Raw genomic sequence first — 19,099 nt, forward strand, 5'->3', positions numbered from 1 at the left:
TAGGACTATAAAGATTATCTAATATAAATTTTACTATTATTATTGTTATTAATTGTTAGGAGTTATTAAGTATTTCATATCATAAATTATAAAAAACCTTATTTTATTTAAAAATCATTTGAGTGATGCTTATGTTGAAAACAGAAAACTTATCTGTTGGATATGGAAACTATGTAGTAGTTGAAGGCATAAATTTGGAAATAAACAGAGGAGAAATTTTGTGTATTATAGGCCCTAATGGAGCAGGGAAATCAACACTCTTAAAAACAATAGCAACTTATTTAAAACCAAAGAAGGGAGTGGTTTATTTAAATGGAAAAAAGATTCATGATTTAAAGCCAAAGGATTTAGCAAAGGAAATGGCTGTTGTTCTAACAGAGAGGGTTAATCCAGGAAACATGACAGGTTTTGATGTTGTAGCAATTGGAAGACACCCATATACTGATTTATTTGGTAGATTGACAGAGAGGGATAAAAAGATTATAATCGAATCGGCAAGGGCAGTTAATGCAGAATATTTGTTGGAGAAAAATTTCTTTGAGATGAGTGATGGAGAAAGGCAAAAAATAATGATAGCAAGGGCATTAGCTCAAGAACCAAAGGTTTTAATCTTGGATGAACCAACATCATTCTTAGATGCCAAGCATAAAATTGAATTAACTTTATTATTGAGAAAGTTAGCAGATGAGAAAAATTTAGCCATAGTTGTTACTTTACACGATATTGAACTTGCTTTAAGAATTGCTGATAAGATGGCTTTGATAAAGAATCATAAAGTTATTGCTTATGGATATCCTGAAAATGTTATGAAAAGGGAGATAGTTAATGAACTCTATGATTTAAAGAATGCCAATTATAGTGAGGTTATTGGTTATTTTGAATTAAAGAACAATCCAATAAAAAATAAAAAAATATTTGTTATATGTGGAGGAGGAACTGGGGCTAATGTTTTGAGATATTTGGTTAAGAATAGATATGATGTTGTTGTTGGCCATCTTGCATAAAAATGATGCTGATTACTTTATAGCAGAGGCAATGGGAGTTAAGATAATTGAGGAAGAGGCATATAAAAAGATATCAAAAGAAACATTTGAAGAGGCATTAAAAGAATTAAAAAATTCGGATGTTGTTGTTTATACAGATTTCCCTATAGGAGAGATGAATGAGCTAAATTTAAAGCTTATTGAAGAGGCAAAAAATTTAAAAAAGAGGATGATTTTTTACGAAGATGATATTTCAGTTTTGAAAGAGATTTAACTTTTAGAATTAGCTTGGTGAATAATATCTCTTTTTTAGGTATATTCATAAAAGTTTATATGTAGTAGGAAGTATAATATCAAATATAGTAATTTAAATTTGAATAGGGGGTTTGTATGGACTCTAATATCTTAAATATTAGAGAACTTAGAAAACAGGCTGTTAACTTAGAGAAAGAAGCAAAAAAAGAAAAACAGAATGGAAATTATAAGAAATCTGCAGAATTATTTTTAAAAGCATCAGAAATTTATAATAAAATTAGGGATGAGAAAAACAAAAAATGGACACTTGCTAATTATTATTCTATTATGGCGAAAGAATATTCGTTTTCTAATGAATTTGATAAAGCGAGGGAATTTTATAAAAAAGCTGAAGAATTATTTTTAGAACTAGGGATAAAGAAATCCGCTATGTATTGTTTTTATTATTATTTAAAGACCTACATATATGAAGAAAAAGAAAAAGTAGAGAAAAAAGACAACGATAAATATTTAGAACTTTTAAACAAATATATAATTGAAGCTGAACAATTTTTAGAGAAGTATAAAGAGTTTTCAGATATTTGGATGTATTTTGATATAAAAATATACTATTATAAGAAACTATCAATAAAACATAGGAAATTCGAAGGAAACCTCGATAAAGCCATAGAATTAACAGAGAAGTGTTATAAGTTAGCGGAGGAATCATACAATAAATTTAATGACAAAAACTACAAAAAAGCAGAAATTTTTAATAAACATTTCTACTACAATTTGATGGCTCAAAAATTTGAGAGTGAAAGGAAATTTAAAGAAGCTGCAGAATATTATAAAAAATCTGGAGACACAATAAAAGAAATTGATGAAAAAATTGCTTATGATGAATATGCAAATAGCTACAAATGGTTGGCTATTGAGAACAAATACAACAAAGAAAAATTTGAGGAGTATATTAACAAAGCTATAGAATTTTCAGAAAAAAGAGGAGATAAACTACAGGAATACTATTATTTGGGATTAAAATATGACCATTTAGTAAGATTTGCTAATGATTTGGAAGAAAAAATCGATTATATCAAAAAATCAAAAGAATATTATTACAGGTCTAAAAGCTTCGAATTCGCTAAATATATGGAATATTTAGAGTATTATTATCAATTTAAGTATGAATTACTCAATGGAAATTATGAAAAAGCTTTAAATTTCTTACAAAAAGCTAAAAAATCTTTAAAAAATGTGAAAATATCAAATATAATCTTTTCAAAATATACTCTGGAGTGCGATGAACTTATTTGTAGATTTTATTTAAGTATTTCACAAGGAGAGTTTAAAAAGTCTGTGGAATTATTGGATGAATACTTAGAAATATCATTAAAAATATTATCCGATTGGAAAAATACAAGAAAATATAAGTTCTATGAATATTTAAAACCTTGCGTAGAAATCTTAAGTAAAGAGTCATTTACAAAAGATGATTTGTTCTTATTAGAAGATGTTATCTTAGAGGTAAGAAATGAAAAAATTAGCCTTAATTTATATAAAATATGCTCTTTAACTTATGCTTATGTTTCATTATGGAAAAACAAGATAAGAGATAAAGAAATACTTGAAAAAATAAAATTAAAGATTATTAAACAAATTACAACCGAAGATGTTTCAAAAGATTTAGAAAATAGAATAAAAATCCAAATGGCAATAGAAAGAAATGATTGGTTATTGAGATTACCACCAGCACTTGTTGAAAATTTTGATAATTGCATATACTTCTTAGAAGAAGTTTTAGATGAGTTTAAACATGCTGCATATAGGGAGTTTTATAGATTGTTGGAAAATTACCTAAAAATTATTGTTGAATTTAATGCTATGGCATTATGGGGGGATACTTGGAAACAAATATTAGAAGAAAAAATATCTAACAGAAAAAAACCTTTCGAAATATTTACCTTTGGAGATTTTGCTCAATCTCTAAGGTTACTTAAAAATGAAGGTTGTGAATATTGTAAAAATATCGATGACGAGATTTTTGATTTATTGGACAAACATGTTAAAATTAGAAATAATTTATCTCATGATTTCAATGCAAAAGCTCCTGAAGATATTGATATAAAGGGAGATACTCTCAAAATAATCTATAGCACGTTAAATGCATTTCCGATATGTGTAAAGGTAACACACGATAAAAAGAAACCTTGGTATGGTGTTGAGGTTATATGGAATCAATTACCTAAAAAAATGTCATTATACTCAAATACTGAACTGAAAAAAGGATGTTTATACTATATCGAGCCATATTCAAATATTTTAGATAAAAACAAAATGCATCCAAAAATCATAATACCAATTGAAGTATCAAAAGATATTGTTTATCCAAATAAAAATTAAAATTAATCAATCTTTATTTTCTTTTCACCCTTATAAACCAAATATACAACCAACATCCCTCCCAATATATCCAAAACTGCTCCAATAGGAAGAGGGGAGGCGGGCCTATTTATTCCATAGAGGTAGTGGATTGGAAGATAGTATTTCAATGAAAGGATATGACATGAAACCATCAAAATAACTCCCAAAAACATTGTTGCTGGAACTAAGTATCTATGGTCAGAGGTTTTTATTAATGGTCTTGCTAAGTATGGAGCAATAATTCCAATAAACGCAATTAAACCTACATAAGGAATTATAGCTCCAGTTATAAACGAAGCGAAGAATAAAACTAACAGTCGTGTCTTTTTTATATCCAATCCAAAACTTTTCGCATACTGCTCTCCAAACAGTAGGGCGTTTAAAGATTTTATTAAAAACATAACTCCAATAATAAATATAATTGAGCAGATTGTCATTGGAATTACATCTCCTAATGTTATCTTAGATAAAGAACCAATTGTAAATCCCCAATACTCTTGAATCTTCAACTCTTCAGCATTTGCAATTAAATAGGCTCTTAAACCCATAAAGAAATAACTCAGCAATAAAGCAACAATTATAACCCCATTTGCCTCTCTAACTCTCAAAGCAATAATAATTAGCAAAATCATTGAAAATATTCCTCCACACCAGCCAGCAACTAAAATGCTCTTTTCTCCAAAAATCTCAAATAAATGTGAGAGAGAATCAATAAATATAACCAGTGCAACAACCATTAAAACTCCAGACGATATTCCAGTTGTGTATGGAGAGGCTAATAAATTCCTAAATAGAGTTTGAAGCATTAATCCAGCTACAGATATGGTTAATCCAATAAGAACCGCTCCAATTATTGGAGGCAGTCTAACATCTTTTATTATTATATCTTTAAACTCATTTCCAGTAGTTCCCTTTAATAGGAAATTAATTATGTCTTTTACAGTTATTAAATGGGTATCTCCAGCCAAATATAGGGCAGTAAAGGGCAATATTAAAGAGAGGATAAATAAAATTAACAAAATCCCAACTTTATTCATTTAAATCCCCATTTTTCTTATTTTTAGGTAGATTATAATTGCTATTGGTGCCCCAATTATTGATAGAGGGCAGAGTAGAGGAAGGACATTCGTTGATGATATTAAAACTCCCGGTCTTGTTAATATGTCTGCAACAACTAAAAATACAGCTCCTAAGAGCATGGTTACTGGAATTACATAGATATGTTTGGAAGTTCCACAAATCATTCGTGCAAGTATTGGGCAGGTTATTCCAACAAACGCTATCGGTCCAGTAAATGCTACAACTGTTGCAGTTAAAACGCAAGAGAGAATAATAAGCCACATCCTTAAAGATTTTATATCAACTCCTACACTGATTGCATACTTCTCCCCTAACAAATTTGCATCCAATTTTTTTGATAGAAAGATGTGGGTTAAAATTGAGAGTGGGATAATTAATTAAAGCCATTATAACAACCATGTCCCATGTTAGATTATTTACTGAACCCATTTCCCACATCAAAAAGCTTGAAAGATTGCTATTTTCCTCTCCAATATAATCTCCCAAATAAATAACAATAGTAGAAAATCCAGAAGCGATTGCTCCAATCATTAAACCGCAAATTAACAAAGTTGAAACTTGCTTAACAACCCTTGCAATATTTATTACTATAAACATCGTTATAAATGCTCCAATGTATGCAGATATTATAAATCCATAAATGTTGTGTGGAATTCCTAATTTGAAGAGCATGTAGGTAAAGAGGTATAAAACAACTCCTAACGATGCCCCACTTGCAACTCCCATTAGGTAGGGGTCTGCTAATGGGTTTCTAAAATAGCCCTGCATTAAAATCCCTGCTAATGCAATGGCAATTCCAGCAACAATTGCTCCAATAGTTCTTGGCAATCTCAACTTAAAGATAATTTTATCCTTTATTTTGTTTCCAGTTGTGCCTTTTAGTAGATAATCAGCTAATTCTTTATTTTTTATAGAAATGGTTCCTAATTTTATGCTATAGATTGAAGAAATCACTAACAAAATACTTAGGATTATTGATAAGGTTAAAAATCTTTTAAGTTTCATAATAACACACTCATTTACTATTTAATTACGTTATTATGATTACTTACTACGTATATGAGTAAGAGGTAATAATGTAATATATTTTTTAATATGGCTTGGATAATAAGATTTATATACATGCCAAAAATAAAGATTACTGAATAATTTATAAAACTTCTTTTAATAAGGTAAGGAGGTTTTATTATGAAAAAGCTTTTGGCTATTGGTATATTGTGTATAATGGTAACAGCTGTAATGTCTGGATGCGTAAGTGAGAAAGAGATAAACATAAATAATTCCAATAAAATCACCACTAACATGCCAGTATCTGAAAAAAATATTACAAAAATTTTAAAATACGCTAAAAATATGAACCTAATATATTATGATGAAAATGGAAATATTGTGAATCCCTACAATGGGGATAAGTGGAAATATAAGGTTTTTATTGATGCAACGGGACAGAAGTTTTTATTGAAGAACAAAGATGACCCAGTTCCAAGTTGGGCAAAAGAGAAGTTGGGAGATAACTTCAAAGTTATAAATGTGCCTTTAACAAGGGTTATTGTTATGAGTTCTACAGAGATTGCGTTAATGGAGGCAATAAATGATGATGGTTCAGTTATAGGGTCAGTTAAAGGAATAATGTGGGGAAAATCCTATAAGTGGTATTTTAAAGATATAAACAAAAGTTTAGCAGAAGGAAAAATAATTGATGTTGGTTCATCAAGTAATCCAAATTGGGATAAAATTATTGAAATCAACCCACAGGTTATATTTGTATATCCTGGCTATGATGGAGATAAGATTATAGCAAAATGTAAAGAGTTAGGAATAACCTATGTTGCTGATGCGGAGTATTTAGAAAACGACCCGCTTGGTAGGTGTGAATGGGTTAAGATGTTTGCTGCCTTTTACAACAAAGAACCTGAAGCAAAAAGATATTTTGAAAAAGTTGAGGACAATTGTTTAAAAGTTATAAATAAAACTAAAAACTGTCCAAAAGTTACAGTTGCATGGGGTTACAACTCTCAATGGGGATGCTATGTTCCAGAAAATAATTCTTATGTTGCTAAGGAAATAATGTTCTACTGCAATGGAGATTATATTTTCAAAGACCTCAATGGAACAGGCAGTGCAAAAATCAACTATGAGACGTTTGCTGAGAGGGCAAAAGATGCTGATGTTTGGGTTGTTCCTTCAAGTACAGCATGGTTATCAACATTTAAAGAAGATAATCCAGGATATGAAACATTTAAAGCAGTTAAAAATGGAAGAGTATTTTGTGAGAGTGATGATTACTGGCAACTTGGATTGCTAAAAACTGATGAGGTTATAATGGATTTAGCGACTATTTTGCATCCAGAAGCATTTAAAGGAAGAAAAACACACTTCTTCCTAAAATATAACATAGAAAATAACACTGCGACACCATTCATTGCTAAATAAAAATAACAAAATAAAAATAACACTTGTTTCTTTTTTATTTCTTTTATAATTAAAAAGTTATTAAATCATTAAATAATACATTAATAATATTAGCAGTTTATTTATTAACACTATATAATATTTTATAATAAAAATTTTGGTGAATAATTATGAGAAAATTTTGTGTCTATGGAAAGGGAGGAATTGGAAAATCTACAACTGTCTCAAATATTGCAGCAGCTTTGGCAGAAGATGGAAAGAAGGTTTTAGTTGTTGGTTGTGACCCAAAAGCAGATACGACAAGAAATTTAGTTGGAAGAAAGATTCCAACAGTTTTAGATGTTTTTAGAAAAAAGGGAGCAGAAAATATGAAATTGGAGGATATAGTTTTTGAGGGTTTTGGAGGAGTTTATTGTGTTGAGTCTGGAGGACCTGAGCCAGGGGTTGGATGTGCTGGGAGGGGAGTTATTACAGCGGTTGATATGCTAAACAGATTAGGGGCTTTTGAAGAACTAAAGCCAGATGTTGTTATTTATGATATTTTAGGGGATGTTGTTTGTGGTGGTTTTGCAATGCCTTTACAAAAACACTTAGCAGATGATGTTTATATTGTAACAACCTGCGACCCAATGGCAATCTATGCGGCAAACAATATATGTAAAGGGATAAAGAGGTATGCAAGTAGGGGAAAGATTGCATTAGGGGGGATTATTTACAATGGGAGGAGTGTTATAGATGCTCCAGAAATTGTAAAAGATTTTGCCAAAAAAATTGGAACTCAAGTTATTGGAAAAATCCCAATGAGCAACATTATTACAAGAGCAGAGATTTACAAAAAGACAGTTATTGAATATGCTCCAGACAGTGAGATAGCAAATACATTCAGAGAGATTGCAAAGGCAATTTATGAAAATGAAAATAGAGTTATTCCAAATCCGTTATCAGAGGAGGAATTGGATGAGATTACAGAAAAAATCGATGTTCTTTTAAAAGAGAGTGTTAAAGGATAATTCTTATTTTTTTGGGATAGTATGGATATCTTACCATATTTAACTAAAATAATACTTCTTTCATCTATTGGAATTACTATTGCAAGTATTATAGTGGAAACCAATCTAATAAGCAAAATTAAAAAAATAACAAAGCCAATTTGTTTAATTTCTAACCTTCCAGAAGAGTGTGTAGTGTCTTTATTAGGAAATTTTATAAATCCAACTGTTGGAAAGTCAATGTTATCCGGTTTTTATAAAGAAAATAAGGTTAATGAAAAAGAAGTTATAGTAACAACTATAATTAGCCCTTTACCCACAATTTTAGGAGAGAGTGTTTTTAGAGTTCAATTGCCATTAGCTGTTGTTATTTTAGGCTATAAGTTGGGACTTATCTATGTCTCTCTTAACGTTATCTCTGGATTTTTACAGGCTTTAATTGGAATTTTGTATGCAAATATATTTTTTGAACGAAGGCAGATAAATATTGATAACAACAACAATGAAAAAATCGTATTTAATAGAGAAGTTATAATTAAAGGCTTTAAAAAATCATTAAAAATCTTAAAAAAAGTTATTCCAATGATTGTTATCTTTACCCTATTAATAAACTTCTTGATAAAACTTGGTTTAATGGATGTTGTTAAAGGACTGTTTAGCCCGATATTTAGAATTCTTGATTTGCCAGGTGAGGCAATAACTGTTTTGATAGCAAATCTTGCCCATTTTTCTGCTGGATATACCACAGTTGATATTTTGATAAAAAATGGTGTTTTAAATGAGAAACAGGCATTAATAGTTTTATTGATTGGAAATATTATCAGTGTTACCATGATTTATTTAAAGCATTCTATTGGAACATACATATCTTTATTTGGAAGGTTTGGTTTAAAGTTGGCGGTAATAAATTATACAATAAGTGTTATGATTAAGATATTGCTGATTTTATTGCTTATCGCCTTTTTTTAATATTTTAAAATTATTCTTCAAATATAAACTTAAACACTCCTTTCTGAACGTGCAATCTATTCTCTGTGAAACTTTTAGTAAAAGTTAAACAAAAACCCGAAAAGTTTTTGTAGCCCGAAGCTAACGCTTCGGTTTCATCAAAACAGGATACACTGCCTCGCTACGCTCGGCAGTGCCTCTTAGATTACTTTCTCTCAAATATAAACTTAAATACTCCCTTCTGAACATGTAACCTATTCTCAGCCTCATCATAGACAACTGAATGCTCTCCGTCAATAACATCGTCTGTTATCTCATATCCTCTATTTGCTGGGAGGCAGTGCATAACTATAACATCATCTTTAGCATACTCTAAGAGCTTGCTATTAATTTGGAATGGTGGAAAGATTTTTAAAACCTCTTCTTTGTCTTTATCATCACCCATACTAATCCATACGTCGGTGTATAATACATCAGCATCTTCAGCTGCCTCTATTGGGTCGTTGGTTAATGTTAAAGAACCTTCTCCATAATTATTAATAATCTCCTTAGCTTTTAAGACAACTTTAGCATTAGGTTCATAACCTTTTGGTGTTCCCACATAAGTATCCATTCCTACTAAAGCAGAGCCTAAAATTAAAGAATTACAGACGTTATTTCCATCTCCTAAATAAGCTATTTTTAAACCTTTGAATTTGCCTTTATACTCTTTTATAGTCATCAAATCAGCCAATATTTGGCATGGGTGAGCTAAATCGCTTAAAGCATTTATAACAGGAACTGAGGAATATTTAGCCATCTCCTCTAAATGTCTATGCTTATAGACCCTTGCCACTATAGTATCAACATATCTGCCCATAACCTTTGCAGTATCTTTTATTGACTCTTTCTTTCCTAAATGTATCTCATTCTGGTTCATTATTAGTGGATGCCCTCCCAACTCATAAACTGCAATATCAAAACTCATTCTTGTTCTTGTTGAGGGTTTTTCAAATAAAATCGCTACACTCTTCCCTTCTAAGATTTTTTCATGTTTTCTTCTATTTTTTTTGAAGTATATTCCATATTCAATAATTTTTAGTACATCTTCTCTACTCAACACATCCAAATCTAAGAGATGCATTTTATCACCTTTTATACTATTAAAAACTATTTTATATTATCATGAGCCATTATTTATATTGTTGTAGTTTCTTACGTAATGATAGACGATATTTGCAAAATTACACGTTTATGTGGTTATTGAATGAAATTAAATAAATAAGGGCAATATTTATGGGAATTAACAATTAACTATTAATAATATTTGATGTTTTTGTAATTCTTTTTATTTATTAACTTTGTGTTATATTTTTCAGTGCTATAAGTTTTTTAAGAACTGTTTTATTATTGTATTTTTTATAATAAATTAACTGTTTAAGAATTTGTCATAAAATATTAACAAATACTGAAATAAGAGCACGGTGATAGAATGCACTATTTCTCTGAAAAGCCAACAACTAAATCAGATGTAAAAATTGTTGAAGACATTTTAAGAGGAAAAAAATTAAAATTTAAAACAGATAGTGGGGTTTTCTCTTATGGAAAGGTTGATAAAGGAACAAAAATTTTAGTTGAAAACGTAGTTGTTGATAAAGATGACGACATCTTGGATTTGGGCTGTGGTTATGGTGTTATTGGCATTGCCTTAGCTGATGAAGTTAAATCAACTACAATGGCTGACATAAACAGGAGGGCAATAAAATTAGCCAAAGAGAATATAAAACTAAATAATTTAGATAATTATGATATTAGGGTAGTTCATAGCGATTTATATGAAAATGTTAAAGACAGAAAGTATAATAAGATTATAACAAATCCACCAATAAGAGCTGGAAAGGAAGTTTTACATAGAATTATTGAGGAAGGTAAAGAACTTTTAAAAGATAATGGCGAGATTTGGGTAGTTATTCAAACAAAGCAAGGGGCTAAGTCATTAGCTAAATATATGAAAGATGTCTTTGGAAATGTTGAGACAGTTACAATAAAAGGAGGTTATAGGGTCTTAAAAAGTAAGAAATTATAAAAATTATAATAATTTGGTGATTCTATGCCGTTATGCCTAAAAATAAACAAAAAACATGGTGAGCAAACAAGAAGAATATTGATAGAGAATAACTTATTAAACAAGGATTATAAAATAACTTCTGAGGGAAATTATCTCTATTTACCAATAAAAGATGTTGATGAAGATATTTTAAAAAGTATTTTAAATATTGAGTTTGAGTTAGTTGATAAAGAGCTTGAAGAGAAAAAAATAATTAAAAAACCAAGTTTTAGAGAAATAATATCAAAAAAATATAGAAAGGAAATTGATGAGGGCTTAATATCCCTCTCTTATGATGTAGTTGGTGATTTGGTAATTTTGCAGATTTCAGATGAGGTTGATGAAAAAATAAGAAAGGAGATTGGGGAATTGGCTTACAAACTAATCCCATGCAAAGGGGTTTTTAGAAGAAAGAGTGAGGTTAAAGGAGAGTTTAGAGTTAGGGAGTTAGAGCATTTAGCAGGAGAGAATAGAACTCTAACAATCCATAAAGAGAATGGTTATCGTTTGTGGGTTGATATAGCGAAGGTTTATTTCTCTCCAAGATTGGGAGGGGAGAGAGCAAGGATTATGAAAAAGGTCTCTTTGAATGATGTGGTTGTTGATATGTTTGCTGGAGTGGGGCCTTTCTCAATAGCTTGCAAAAATGCCAAAAAAATCTATGCCATAGATATAAATCCACATGCAATAGAGCTTTTAAAAAAGAATATAAAGTTAAATAAATTAGAACATAAGATAATTCCTATATTGAGTGATGTTAGAGAGGTTGATGTTAAAGGGAATAGGGTTATAATGAATTTGCCAAAATTTGCTCATAAATTTATAGATAAGGCATTGGATATTGTAGAAGAGGGAGGAGTTATACACTATTACACAATTGGAAAGGACTTTGATAAAGCAATAAAATTGTTTGAGAAGAAATGTGATTGTGAGGTTTTGGAAAAAAGAATAGTTAAGAGTTATGCCCCAAGAGAATATATATTAGCTTTGGACTTTAAAATTAATAAAAAATAATAATACTAATTGTCTTAATAATAAGGTGGTTCCATGGCTATTGCCTATGCTAAATTATATGAGTTGATATATAAAAATGTTAAGAATGAAAAAAGGCGGAAGAGTTGTATAAAATAGTTGAAGAATTTATAAAAGAAAATGAACAGAAGATTGAAAATAAATTTAAGAATGAGAAGATTATTATTAAAAATGAATTAAAGGATGAACTAAAAAAAGAATTGGCTACAAAGGAGGATGTTTTATTGGTTGAAGAGAGATTAAAAGGGGAAATTAGAGCTACAAAAGAAGAAATATTAAGAGGTGTTGATAATAAATTCAACCAAATAAAAATATTGATAATTATTGTTTTATTTGCAATACAAATAACAAATCAAACGTAGTTGAGTTAATAAAACTATTATTTGGATTAAAATAATTAGCTATAAAAGGGATAATCTATGTTAAGTTGGGTAGAGAAGTATAGGCCAAAATCATTGAAAGATGTTGCTGGGCATGAAAAGGTTAAAGAGAAACTAAAAACATGGATTGAAAGTTATTTAAAAGGGGAAACTCCAAAACCGATTTTGCTTGTAGGCCCTCCGGGATGTGGAAAAACAACATTGGCTTATGCATTAGCAAACGATTACGGATTTGAGGTTATTGAACTCAATGCAAGTGATAAAAGAAATTCTTCTGCAATAAAAAAGGTTGTAGGGCATGCTGCTACTTCCTCATCCATCTTTGGAAAAAAATTTTTAATTGTATTAGATGAGGTTGATGGAATCTCTGGAAAGGAAGATGCTGGAGGGGTCTCTGAGCTTATAAAGGTTATAAAAAAGGCAAAGAACCCAATAATTTTAACTGCAAACGATGCTTACGCTCCATCAATAAGGAGTCTTCTACCTTATGTTGAGGTAATTCAATTAAATCCAGTGCATACAAACTCAGTCTATAAAGTTCTAAAAAAGATAGCTGAGAAAGAGGGGCTTGATGTGGATGATAAAACGCTAAAGATGATTGCTCAACATTCAGCTGGAGATTTGAGGAGTGCAATAAATGACTTAGAGGCTTTAGCTTTATCTGGAGATTTAAGTTATGAAGCAGCTCAAAAATTGCCAGATAGAAAGAGAGAGGCAAATATCTTCGATGCTTTAAGAGTTATTTTAAAAACTACTCACTATGGAATAGCTACAACTGCCTTAATGAATGTTGATGAAACGCCAGACGTTGTAATTGAATGGATAGCTGAAAACGTTCCAAAAGAGTATGAAAAGCCAGAAGAAGTTGCAAGGGCTTTTGAATATTTATCAAAGGCAGATCGATATTTAGGTAGAGTGATGAGAAGACAAAACTATAGTTTTTGGAAGTATGCTACAACGTTAATGACTGCTGGTGTTGCTCTCTCAAAGGATGAGAAGTATAGGAAATGGACACCTTACAGTTATCCTAAGATTTTTAGATTATTAACAAAAACAAAGGCAGAGAGGGAGATATTAAATAAAATATTAAAGAAAATTGGTGAAAAAACCCATACATCCTCAAAGAGAGCAAGGTTTGATTTGCAGATGCTTAAACTCTTAGCTAAAGAAAATCCTTCTGTAGCTGCTGATTTAGTTGATTACTTTGAGATAAAGGAGGATGAGCTAAAAGTTTTAGTTGGAGATAAGTTAGCTTCTGAGATATTGAAGATATTAAAAGAAAAGAAAAAATTGGAAAGAAAGAAGAAAAAAGAGAAAGAGAAGTTAGAGAAAGAAAAGAAGAAAGAAGAAAAAGCTAAGGAAAAACAGTCAAATCTGATTATACAACCTAAAGAAATTAAAGAAGAGGTAAAAGCTGAAGTAGAGAAAAAAGAAGAAGTTAAAGAAAAGATAGTAGAAAAACCAAAAGCTGAAGAAGTAAAAGAAAAATCAAAAACAGAAGAAAAAGAAACTAAAAAAGATAAAAAGAAGGGAAAGAAAAAGAAAGAAGATAAAGGAAAGCAACTAACTTTAGATGCTTTCTTCAAATAAATTTATTTAAAAAACTTATCTAATGTTAATTGAGCTCCTTCTTTCTTCAACTCATTTTTTGAAACTCCTACGGCTTCCATAATTCTCAAAACTGGAGGAAGAATCTGATTATCTATATAGTAATTTACATCAATATCATCGATATCAACCTCTTCTGGAAGTTTTGCTCTCTCACTTATAGATTTTGTTCCTTTAACTATTATATAACCAATTATATCCCCAACTTTTATCCTCTTTCCTTCTCTCATCAATTTTTTAGCTATCTCAACGTGTGGGGCTGTGGTTTTATACTCCTTAGGGTCTTTTGTTAGTTGAGTGTAAATAATTAAGTCCTCTTTTTTTATTTTCTTCTCTCTCAAATCTTTAATAACATCTTGGATTATCTTTTTAGCTTTCTCTATACTACCTTCAACCAATAAAGCTTCTAAAACCCTCCTTTGTGTTATCTTTGCAATGTTAGACCAATCTCTTCTAACGAACTCCAACCCTTTAACTGTAACTCTTCCATTCTCATCGATTAATGCATATCTCTTTTTGGTAACAAAGATACCTCTCTTAAAGTAGCCCTCAAACTCCAACTCCATAGTTCCAGGTAGTTTTGAGTTTATGTATTCAACAAATTCCATAGCTTTCTTTATTAATTCCTCTTTGCTAATTTTTTCTTTCCAAATGGCATAAAATCCATCAGTGTCAATATATAAAACTTTAAATCCAAACTTTTCTGCCTCTTTAACTGTCTCTAAGATATATTTTCTTCCTAAATAAGTTACAATTTCAGCACATTCTCTGCTGTAAAATCTCGCCCTTGGAAAAGCTAAATAGCCATAGACGCTGTTATGAGCGTAGATATTATTAACTAAAAAGTTTTCGTTATCTTCAACGCTTAAATCATAAACATAGCCGCTATATTCAAATGCTTCAATTTCTTTAACTTCATCAAGCATTAAATCTTTAACTGTTCCATACTTTGGATTTAAGGTTAATTTGTATCCTTTATTTTTAACTGGTGTGAATCTCGTTGGAATTCCTACTAAATTAAATAATATCATCAACTGGTTTAAATATTTCTCATCTTTAGCCATAAATGTTGAAGTTCCTTTGTGAGAGTTTTTCTTTGCCTTTAAAAATCCGTCTAAAAAGCTTTTTATAACACTTTCACTTGCTAAAAACAGCTCTTCAGGAATGTGTTTTTTGTCTTTATCCCCACATTTAAAGATATACTTTAGAACTAAATACACAATTTTGTTGTCCATTGTAACCTTATCTTTGACCATAGAACCTGCCCCAAACACTTCCTTAAATGTTTCAGCAATTTCTTTCTGATATTCTGGTAATGACTTATAGACAGAAATTTCATAAACTGTTTCTCCTTTTAATTTCTGTTTTTTCAACCTTCCCCTTGTTACAAAGAATCCTAAAAATTTAGCCAACTTTTCATCTAATTTTAAAAGGGCATTTATTTTTCCACTATATGCTCCTATCTCACAATCCTCAAACTCTTTATCGGGAATATTTGCTATATAATCCTTAATTTTTATGTATTGGATGTTACATCTGCCTTTTTTGAAATTACCGTGTTCTATAACCGTGTCGAAATATTTTTTGTATGCTTTGAATTTTTCCTCATCTAATATCTTTATATCTACCTTGTTTATCTTTTTAATGATGTTATAGTCTATTAGCCCAAGTTCTTTTAAATACAAAATGCAATCATCAAAAATAACTTTTAATTTGTTGTTTTCTATATCCTCAAGTGTCTTTTTCAATTTAACGAAAAACGCTTTATCTTTATGTTTTGTGATTACAAGGTCTTTTATTTCCTCTTCATCAGCATTAATTAATCTCTTTGGAATATTTATAACAACCTCTTTATCCACACAAGTAAGTTTCTTTGGGACAACTATCAAGTCACCAAACCTTACATCATCTCCTTTAACCTCTACAATTTTCCCATTTTCATATTTAAATAAACTATGTCCTCTTGTTACCTTTATTGTTCTTCCTGACCTCAATTTTATTTTATAAGCTTTCCCAAAATATGGATGTCTAATCAATGCCTTAACTTTTTTTATCTCACATTTTTTAGTTATTTTATCAAATGAGAATGTTTTTAAATTTTTAGTTTCCAATATTTCGCTGATGCCACTAAATTTAATTTTATCCTTATGTTTTCTCATTAAATCATCAATATACTCTCCAATTTTTACTACTTTTATACCATCTTCCTCAATTATTGTTAAATATTCGTCTGGTAGAATGCTGTTAGCTAAAATCTTCAATGATTTCTGCTCATAATCTAAGAGGTTATATTCTTCATTAATTTCTCCAATCTCAGCCATCTTTTTCATCCTCCTCTTAATATTTATCCTTCTTTCAATCAAATTTCTTAGGGTTTTTGGAATCAATCCTTCTTTCTTTTTACAGAACCAATGTCCCAATATTTTTTCACTAACATCTTTACAACACTCACAATCCAACGTATCTGGACTTATATTGTAGGATATGATTATTGATGGATACAAAGAGTTATGGGTTAAAATTCCATTTGCAAAATAGTATGGTCTTCCTTCAAGGGTTAAATCATAAACTTCCCCTTTATAACTCTCCAAAGAAACACAAACATCATCTAAATCATAGAATCCATAATCTCCAATTTTGTATAATGTTTTTTGTCTTATAATTTCATTAAGTAGATTGTTTTTTCTCCTACTGATAAAACTAATTAAGATAGAAAACTTTATTAAATCTCCTTTTGAGAAAATCTCAATAACGTATCTTTTTAATTTTTTCCCTCTTTCTTCATAAGAATAGGTATAGAAACTGTATTTTATCCCTAATCTATCAAGAAGTGAGGCAATAAATTTAATTTTATCATAATTATTTGTTCCCTGATTTACAACTACTGCCCTTCTCACTGTATTTACATAACCATCTCCTTCAAAGAATCCCCTTAATATCGCATTTGGAAGATATTTTTCTTTATTTTTTAAGATTTCTTCAATCTTCAAATAAATATCTTTTTTAGCACAACCAAGTGTTATTGCCTTAGTTCCTTTTTTTCTTCTTACATATAGCTCATAATTAAACAGTTTTTTAAATATATATTTTATTTTTTCAATAAAATCCTTTTCATCTTCATTGACAGTAATTTCAACTCTGTATTGATGAGAAATTCTTTTTTTGCCTCTTGAAGAGTCGAAGTATTCAATATCTCTCCTTAACAAATGCCCTTCTGCCAATAAAATACCAATAAGCTCACTTTTTAAGATAAAGTCCTCATCCATATCATTAATATATTTTTCGTAGTTTCCAATCGTTTCAAAGTCCTTACACAAAATTAGCTTCCCCTCTCCCTTGAATTTTGTTAATAATGATTTTGCATAAATATCTCTAACTAAATAATCATTTTTATTTATTTTTTTATGTTTAATTTTATATCTCAGTGGAATTTTATGGTTTGGAGTGCATTTTAATCCATTCACATTTATTAATTCGCCTTCATACTCATACTTCCAAACCTTCTTTACTTTCTGCCAGCCATCTATTCCTAAAACGTAATTTCCCTCTTTAACGTCTTCAATATTAACTATACCTTTTCCTTTAACAACAACCTTTGTTCCTTTTGGATGACATCTGAAATCCATTGAAATGATGTCCTCAAACATCCCCTTTTCTGGTTCTTTAACATATCCCCCCTCATAGGTTGTTAATACCCTCCGTCTATACTCCTCTTCATCTGGTTTGTTTGGAACAATCATATTTTCTTTAAAAGCTCGCTTCATCAATAGATATTCAACCATCTGTCCAGAACTCATCCTTGTAATCTCAAAAGGTGTTTGATTAACAATCCTTGAGAACATCACTTCCAATGGGAAGAAGTATTTTCCAATTTTGTATGTGTATTTGGCATCTTGCAGGGAATATTCAATAAGAGTTTTATCATTATTTGCCCAATAATCTACAATCTTTGTATGTGGGATTTTTAGCTTTTCAATTCCAAATAAATTATAGACAACATCTTCCAAAGTGTATTTTGTTAATTTTAGCAATCTTCTTGATATTGGATATAAATCAATATGCACCCTCCCTGGAATGTAGCTTCTATACTCCATACCTCCTCTTTTTATCTTTAGCTCCTCTCCATCCTTTCCTAAATTGATATCTATCCCATATATTTTAGCCCTTGCCTTTAAATAAGGAAAATCGAAGTTATCTCCGTTGTAGGTGTAGATGACATCATACTCCTTTAGAGTTTCAATAATTTTTTTGATTAGTTCTTTTTCATTTTTAACAACTTCTATATTTGGGTGATTAAATTCTTTGTAAGTTATAACCTTTCCTCCGTTCTCATCCCAAAAGCTTGCCATTAAAATAGGGTCTCTCTCTGGGTTTGGCTCAGTATCTCTATTATAAACCTCCATATCAAAAGCTACTGATTTTAATTTAGGAATTTCTATGCTAACTGGCTTTTTATTTTCAAAATCCCAGTATGTCATTGGGATTATTTCATTATCTATTAGGTATCTTTTAGCAAATGGAATATCATGTTCATAAATCTCTTTAACTATTTCACACTCTTTAATTTTCCTAAGTTTTGGAACTTTCTGTGGGTGAGTTGCTATGATTTTAATTACTTCCTTTTCCTTTCTAAGAATTATTTTTTTAACAACCTCAATATTTTCAACAAACTTTAATAAGTCATTTTTTAAAAGGAATTCCTTTATTTTCTCAATATCTTCATTTTCAACTTTCTCTTTATGTAGTTCAACGTAGAAATACGGTTTAAAATCTCTATCTTTTAGAATAGAGTTGATTAAATAAAGATAAATAACTGCTTTATCCTCAATAGTTTTGTATGTGTTGTCTATTAGAGCATCAATTTTTATTTTTCCCATACTCATCCCCAATAGTTAATTTTGGGGACAATAGTTTAAATAATTT

The 19,099-nt window shown here is 29.9% G+C and carries 10 protein-coding genes and 3 pseudogenes; 9 read left to right on the forward strand and 4 right to left on the reverse strand.

Features of this window, described 5'->3' with window-relative positions:
• The first annotated feature begins 131 nt into the window (after positions 1 to 131).
• Positions 132 to 1,257, forward strand: a pseudogene (locus MJ_RS04675) (ABC transporter ATP-binding protein).
• 116 nt (positions 1,258 to 1,373) lie between these two features.
• Positions 1,374 to 3,620 (forward strand): tetratricopeptide repeat protein, encoded by a 2,247-nt coding sequence (locus tag MJ_RS04680; RefSeq protein ID WP_010870390.1) that lies wholly within the window; start codon positions 1,374 to 1,376, stop codon positions 3,618 to 3,620.
• Positions 3,621 to 3,622: 2 nt separating this feature from the next.
• Here MJ_RS04680 and MJ_RS04685 read toward each other — a convergent pair whose 3' ends face one another.
• Positions 3,623 to 4,678: a FecCD family ABC transporter permease gene (locus MJ_RS04685; RefSeq protein ID WP_010870391.1), complete on the reverse strand. Its 1,056-nt coding sequence runs from the start codon at positions 4,676 to 4,678 to the stop codon at positions 3,623 to 3,625.
• Positions 4,679 to 5,726, reverse strand: a pseudogene (locus tag MJ_RS04690) (FecCD family ABC transporter permease).
• Between the two features lie 183 nt (positions 5,727 to 5,909).
• On the opposite strand from MJ_RS04690, the gene MJ_RS04695 reads away from it, so the two are divergent.
• The 3 genes from MJ_RS04695 (at position 5,910) to MJ_RS04705 (ending at position 9,091) form a co-directional block, all read left to right on the forward strand.
• The gene (locus MJ_RS04695) at positions 5,910 to 7,154 is read left to right on the forward strand and encodes an ABC transporter substrate-binding protein (RefSeq protein ID WP_010870392.1); all 1,245 of its coding nucleotides are present in this window, start codon (positions 5,910 to 5,912) and stop codon (positions 7,152 to 7,154) included.
• A gap of 149 nt (positions 7,155 to 7,303) precedes the next feature.
• Entirely contained in the window at positions 7,304 to 8,143 is an 840-nt protein-coding gene (gene nifH, locus MJ_RS04700) for a nitrogenase iron protein (RefSeq protein ID WP_010870393.1), read from the forward strand.
• Positions 8,144 to 8,164: 21 nt separating this feature from the next.
• Positions 8,165 to 9,091, forward strand: coding sequence for a nucleoside recognition domain-containing protein (locus MJ_RS04705; protein ID WP_010870394.1), 927 nt, complete (start codon positions 8,165 to 8,167; stop codon positions 9,089 to 9,091).
• Between the two features lie 184 nt (positions 9,092 to 9,275).
• On the opposite strand, the gene argF is transcribed toward MJ_RS04705, so the two are convergent.
• Positions 9,276 to 10,193: an ornithine carbamoyltransferase gene (gene argF, locus MJ_RS04710; protein WP_010870395.1), complete on the reverse strand. Its 918-nt coding sequence runs from the start codon at positions 10,191 to 10,193 to the stop codon at positions 9,276 to 9,278.
• Positions 10,194 to 10,541: 348 nt separating this feature from the next.
• Between argF and MJ_RS04715 the strand changes: the two genes are divergently transcribed.
• The 4 genes and pseudogenes from MJ_RS04715 to MJ_RS04730 all read left to right on the forward strand — a co-directional run bounded on the left by MJ_RS04715 (position 10,542) and on the right by MJ_RS04730 (position 14,158).
• Entirely contained in the window at positions 10,542 to 11,135 is a 594-nt protein-coding gene (locus MJ_RS04715) for a class I SAM-dependent methyltransferase (RefSeq protein WP_010870396.1), read from the forward strand.
• Positions 11,136 to 11,159: 24 nt separating this feature from the next.
• Positions 11,160 to 12,170 (forward strand): tRNA (guanine(37)-N1)-methyltransferase Trm5b, encoded by a 1,011-nt coding sequence (trm5b, locus tag MJ_RS04720; RefSeq protein WP_010870397.1) that lies wholly within the window; start codon positions 11,160 to 11,162, stop codon positions 12,168 to 12,170.
• Between the two features lie 33 nt (positions 12,171 to 12,203).
• Positions 12,204 to 12,585: pseudogene (locus tag MJ_RS04725) on the forward strand (hypothetical protein).
• A gap of 22 nt (positions 12,586 to 12,607) precedes the next feature.
• A complete protein-coding gene (locus MJ_RS04730; protein ID WP_010870398.1) occupies positions 12,608 to 14,158 on the forward strand; it encodes a replication factor C large subunit in 1,551 nt (516 codons plus the stop codon).
• 2 nt (positions 14,159 to 14,160) lie between these two features.
• Here the strand turns inward: MJ_RS04730 and MJ_RS04735 are convergent, their stop codons facing one another.
• Positions 14,161 to 19,053 (reverse strand): DNA polymerase domain-containing protein, encoded by a 4,893-nt coding sequence (locus tag MJ_RS04735; RefSeq protein WP_064496646.1) that lies wholly within the window; start codon positions 19,051 to 19,053, stop codon positions 14,161 to 14,163.
• Between the last annotated feature and the right edge of the window lie 46 nt (positions 19,054 to 19,099).

This window comes from Methanocaldococcus jannaschii DSM 2661, from assembly GCF_000091665.1.
In the GTDB taxonomy this organism is placed as follows: Archaea; AGJL01; Methanococci; order Methanococcales; family Methanocaldococcaceae; genus Methanocaldococcus; species Methanocaldococcus jannaschii.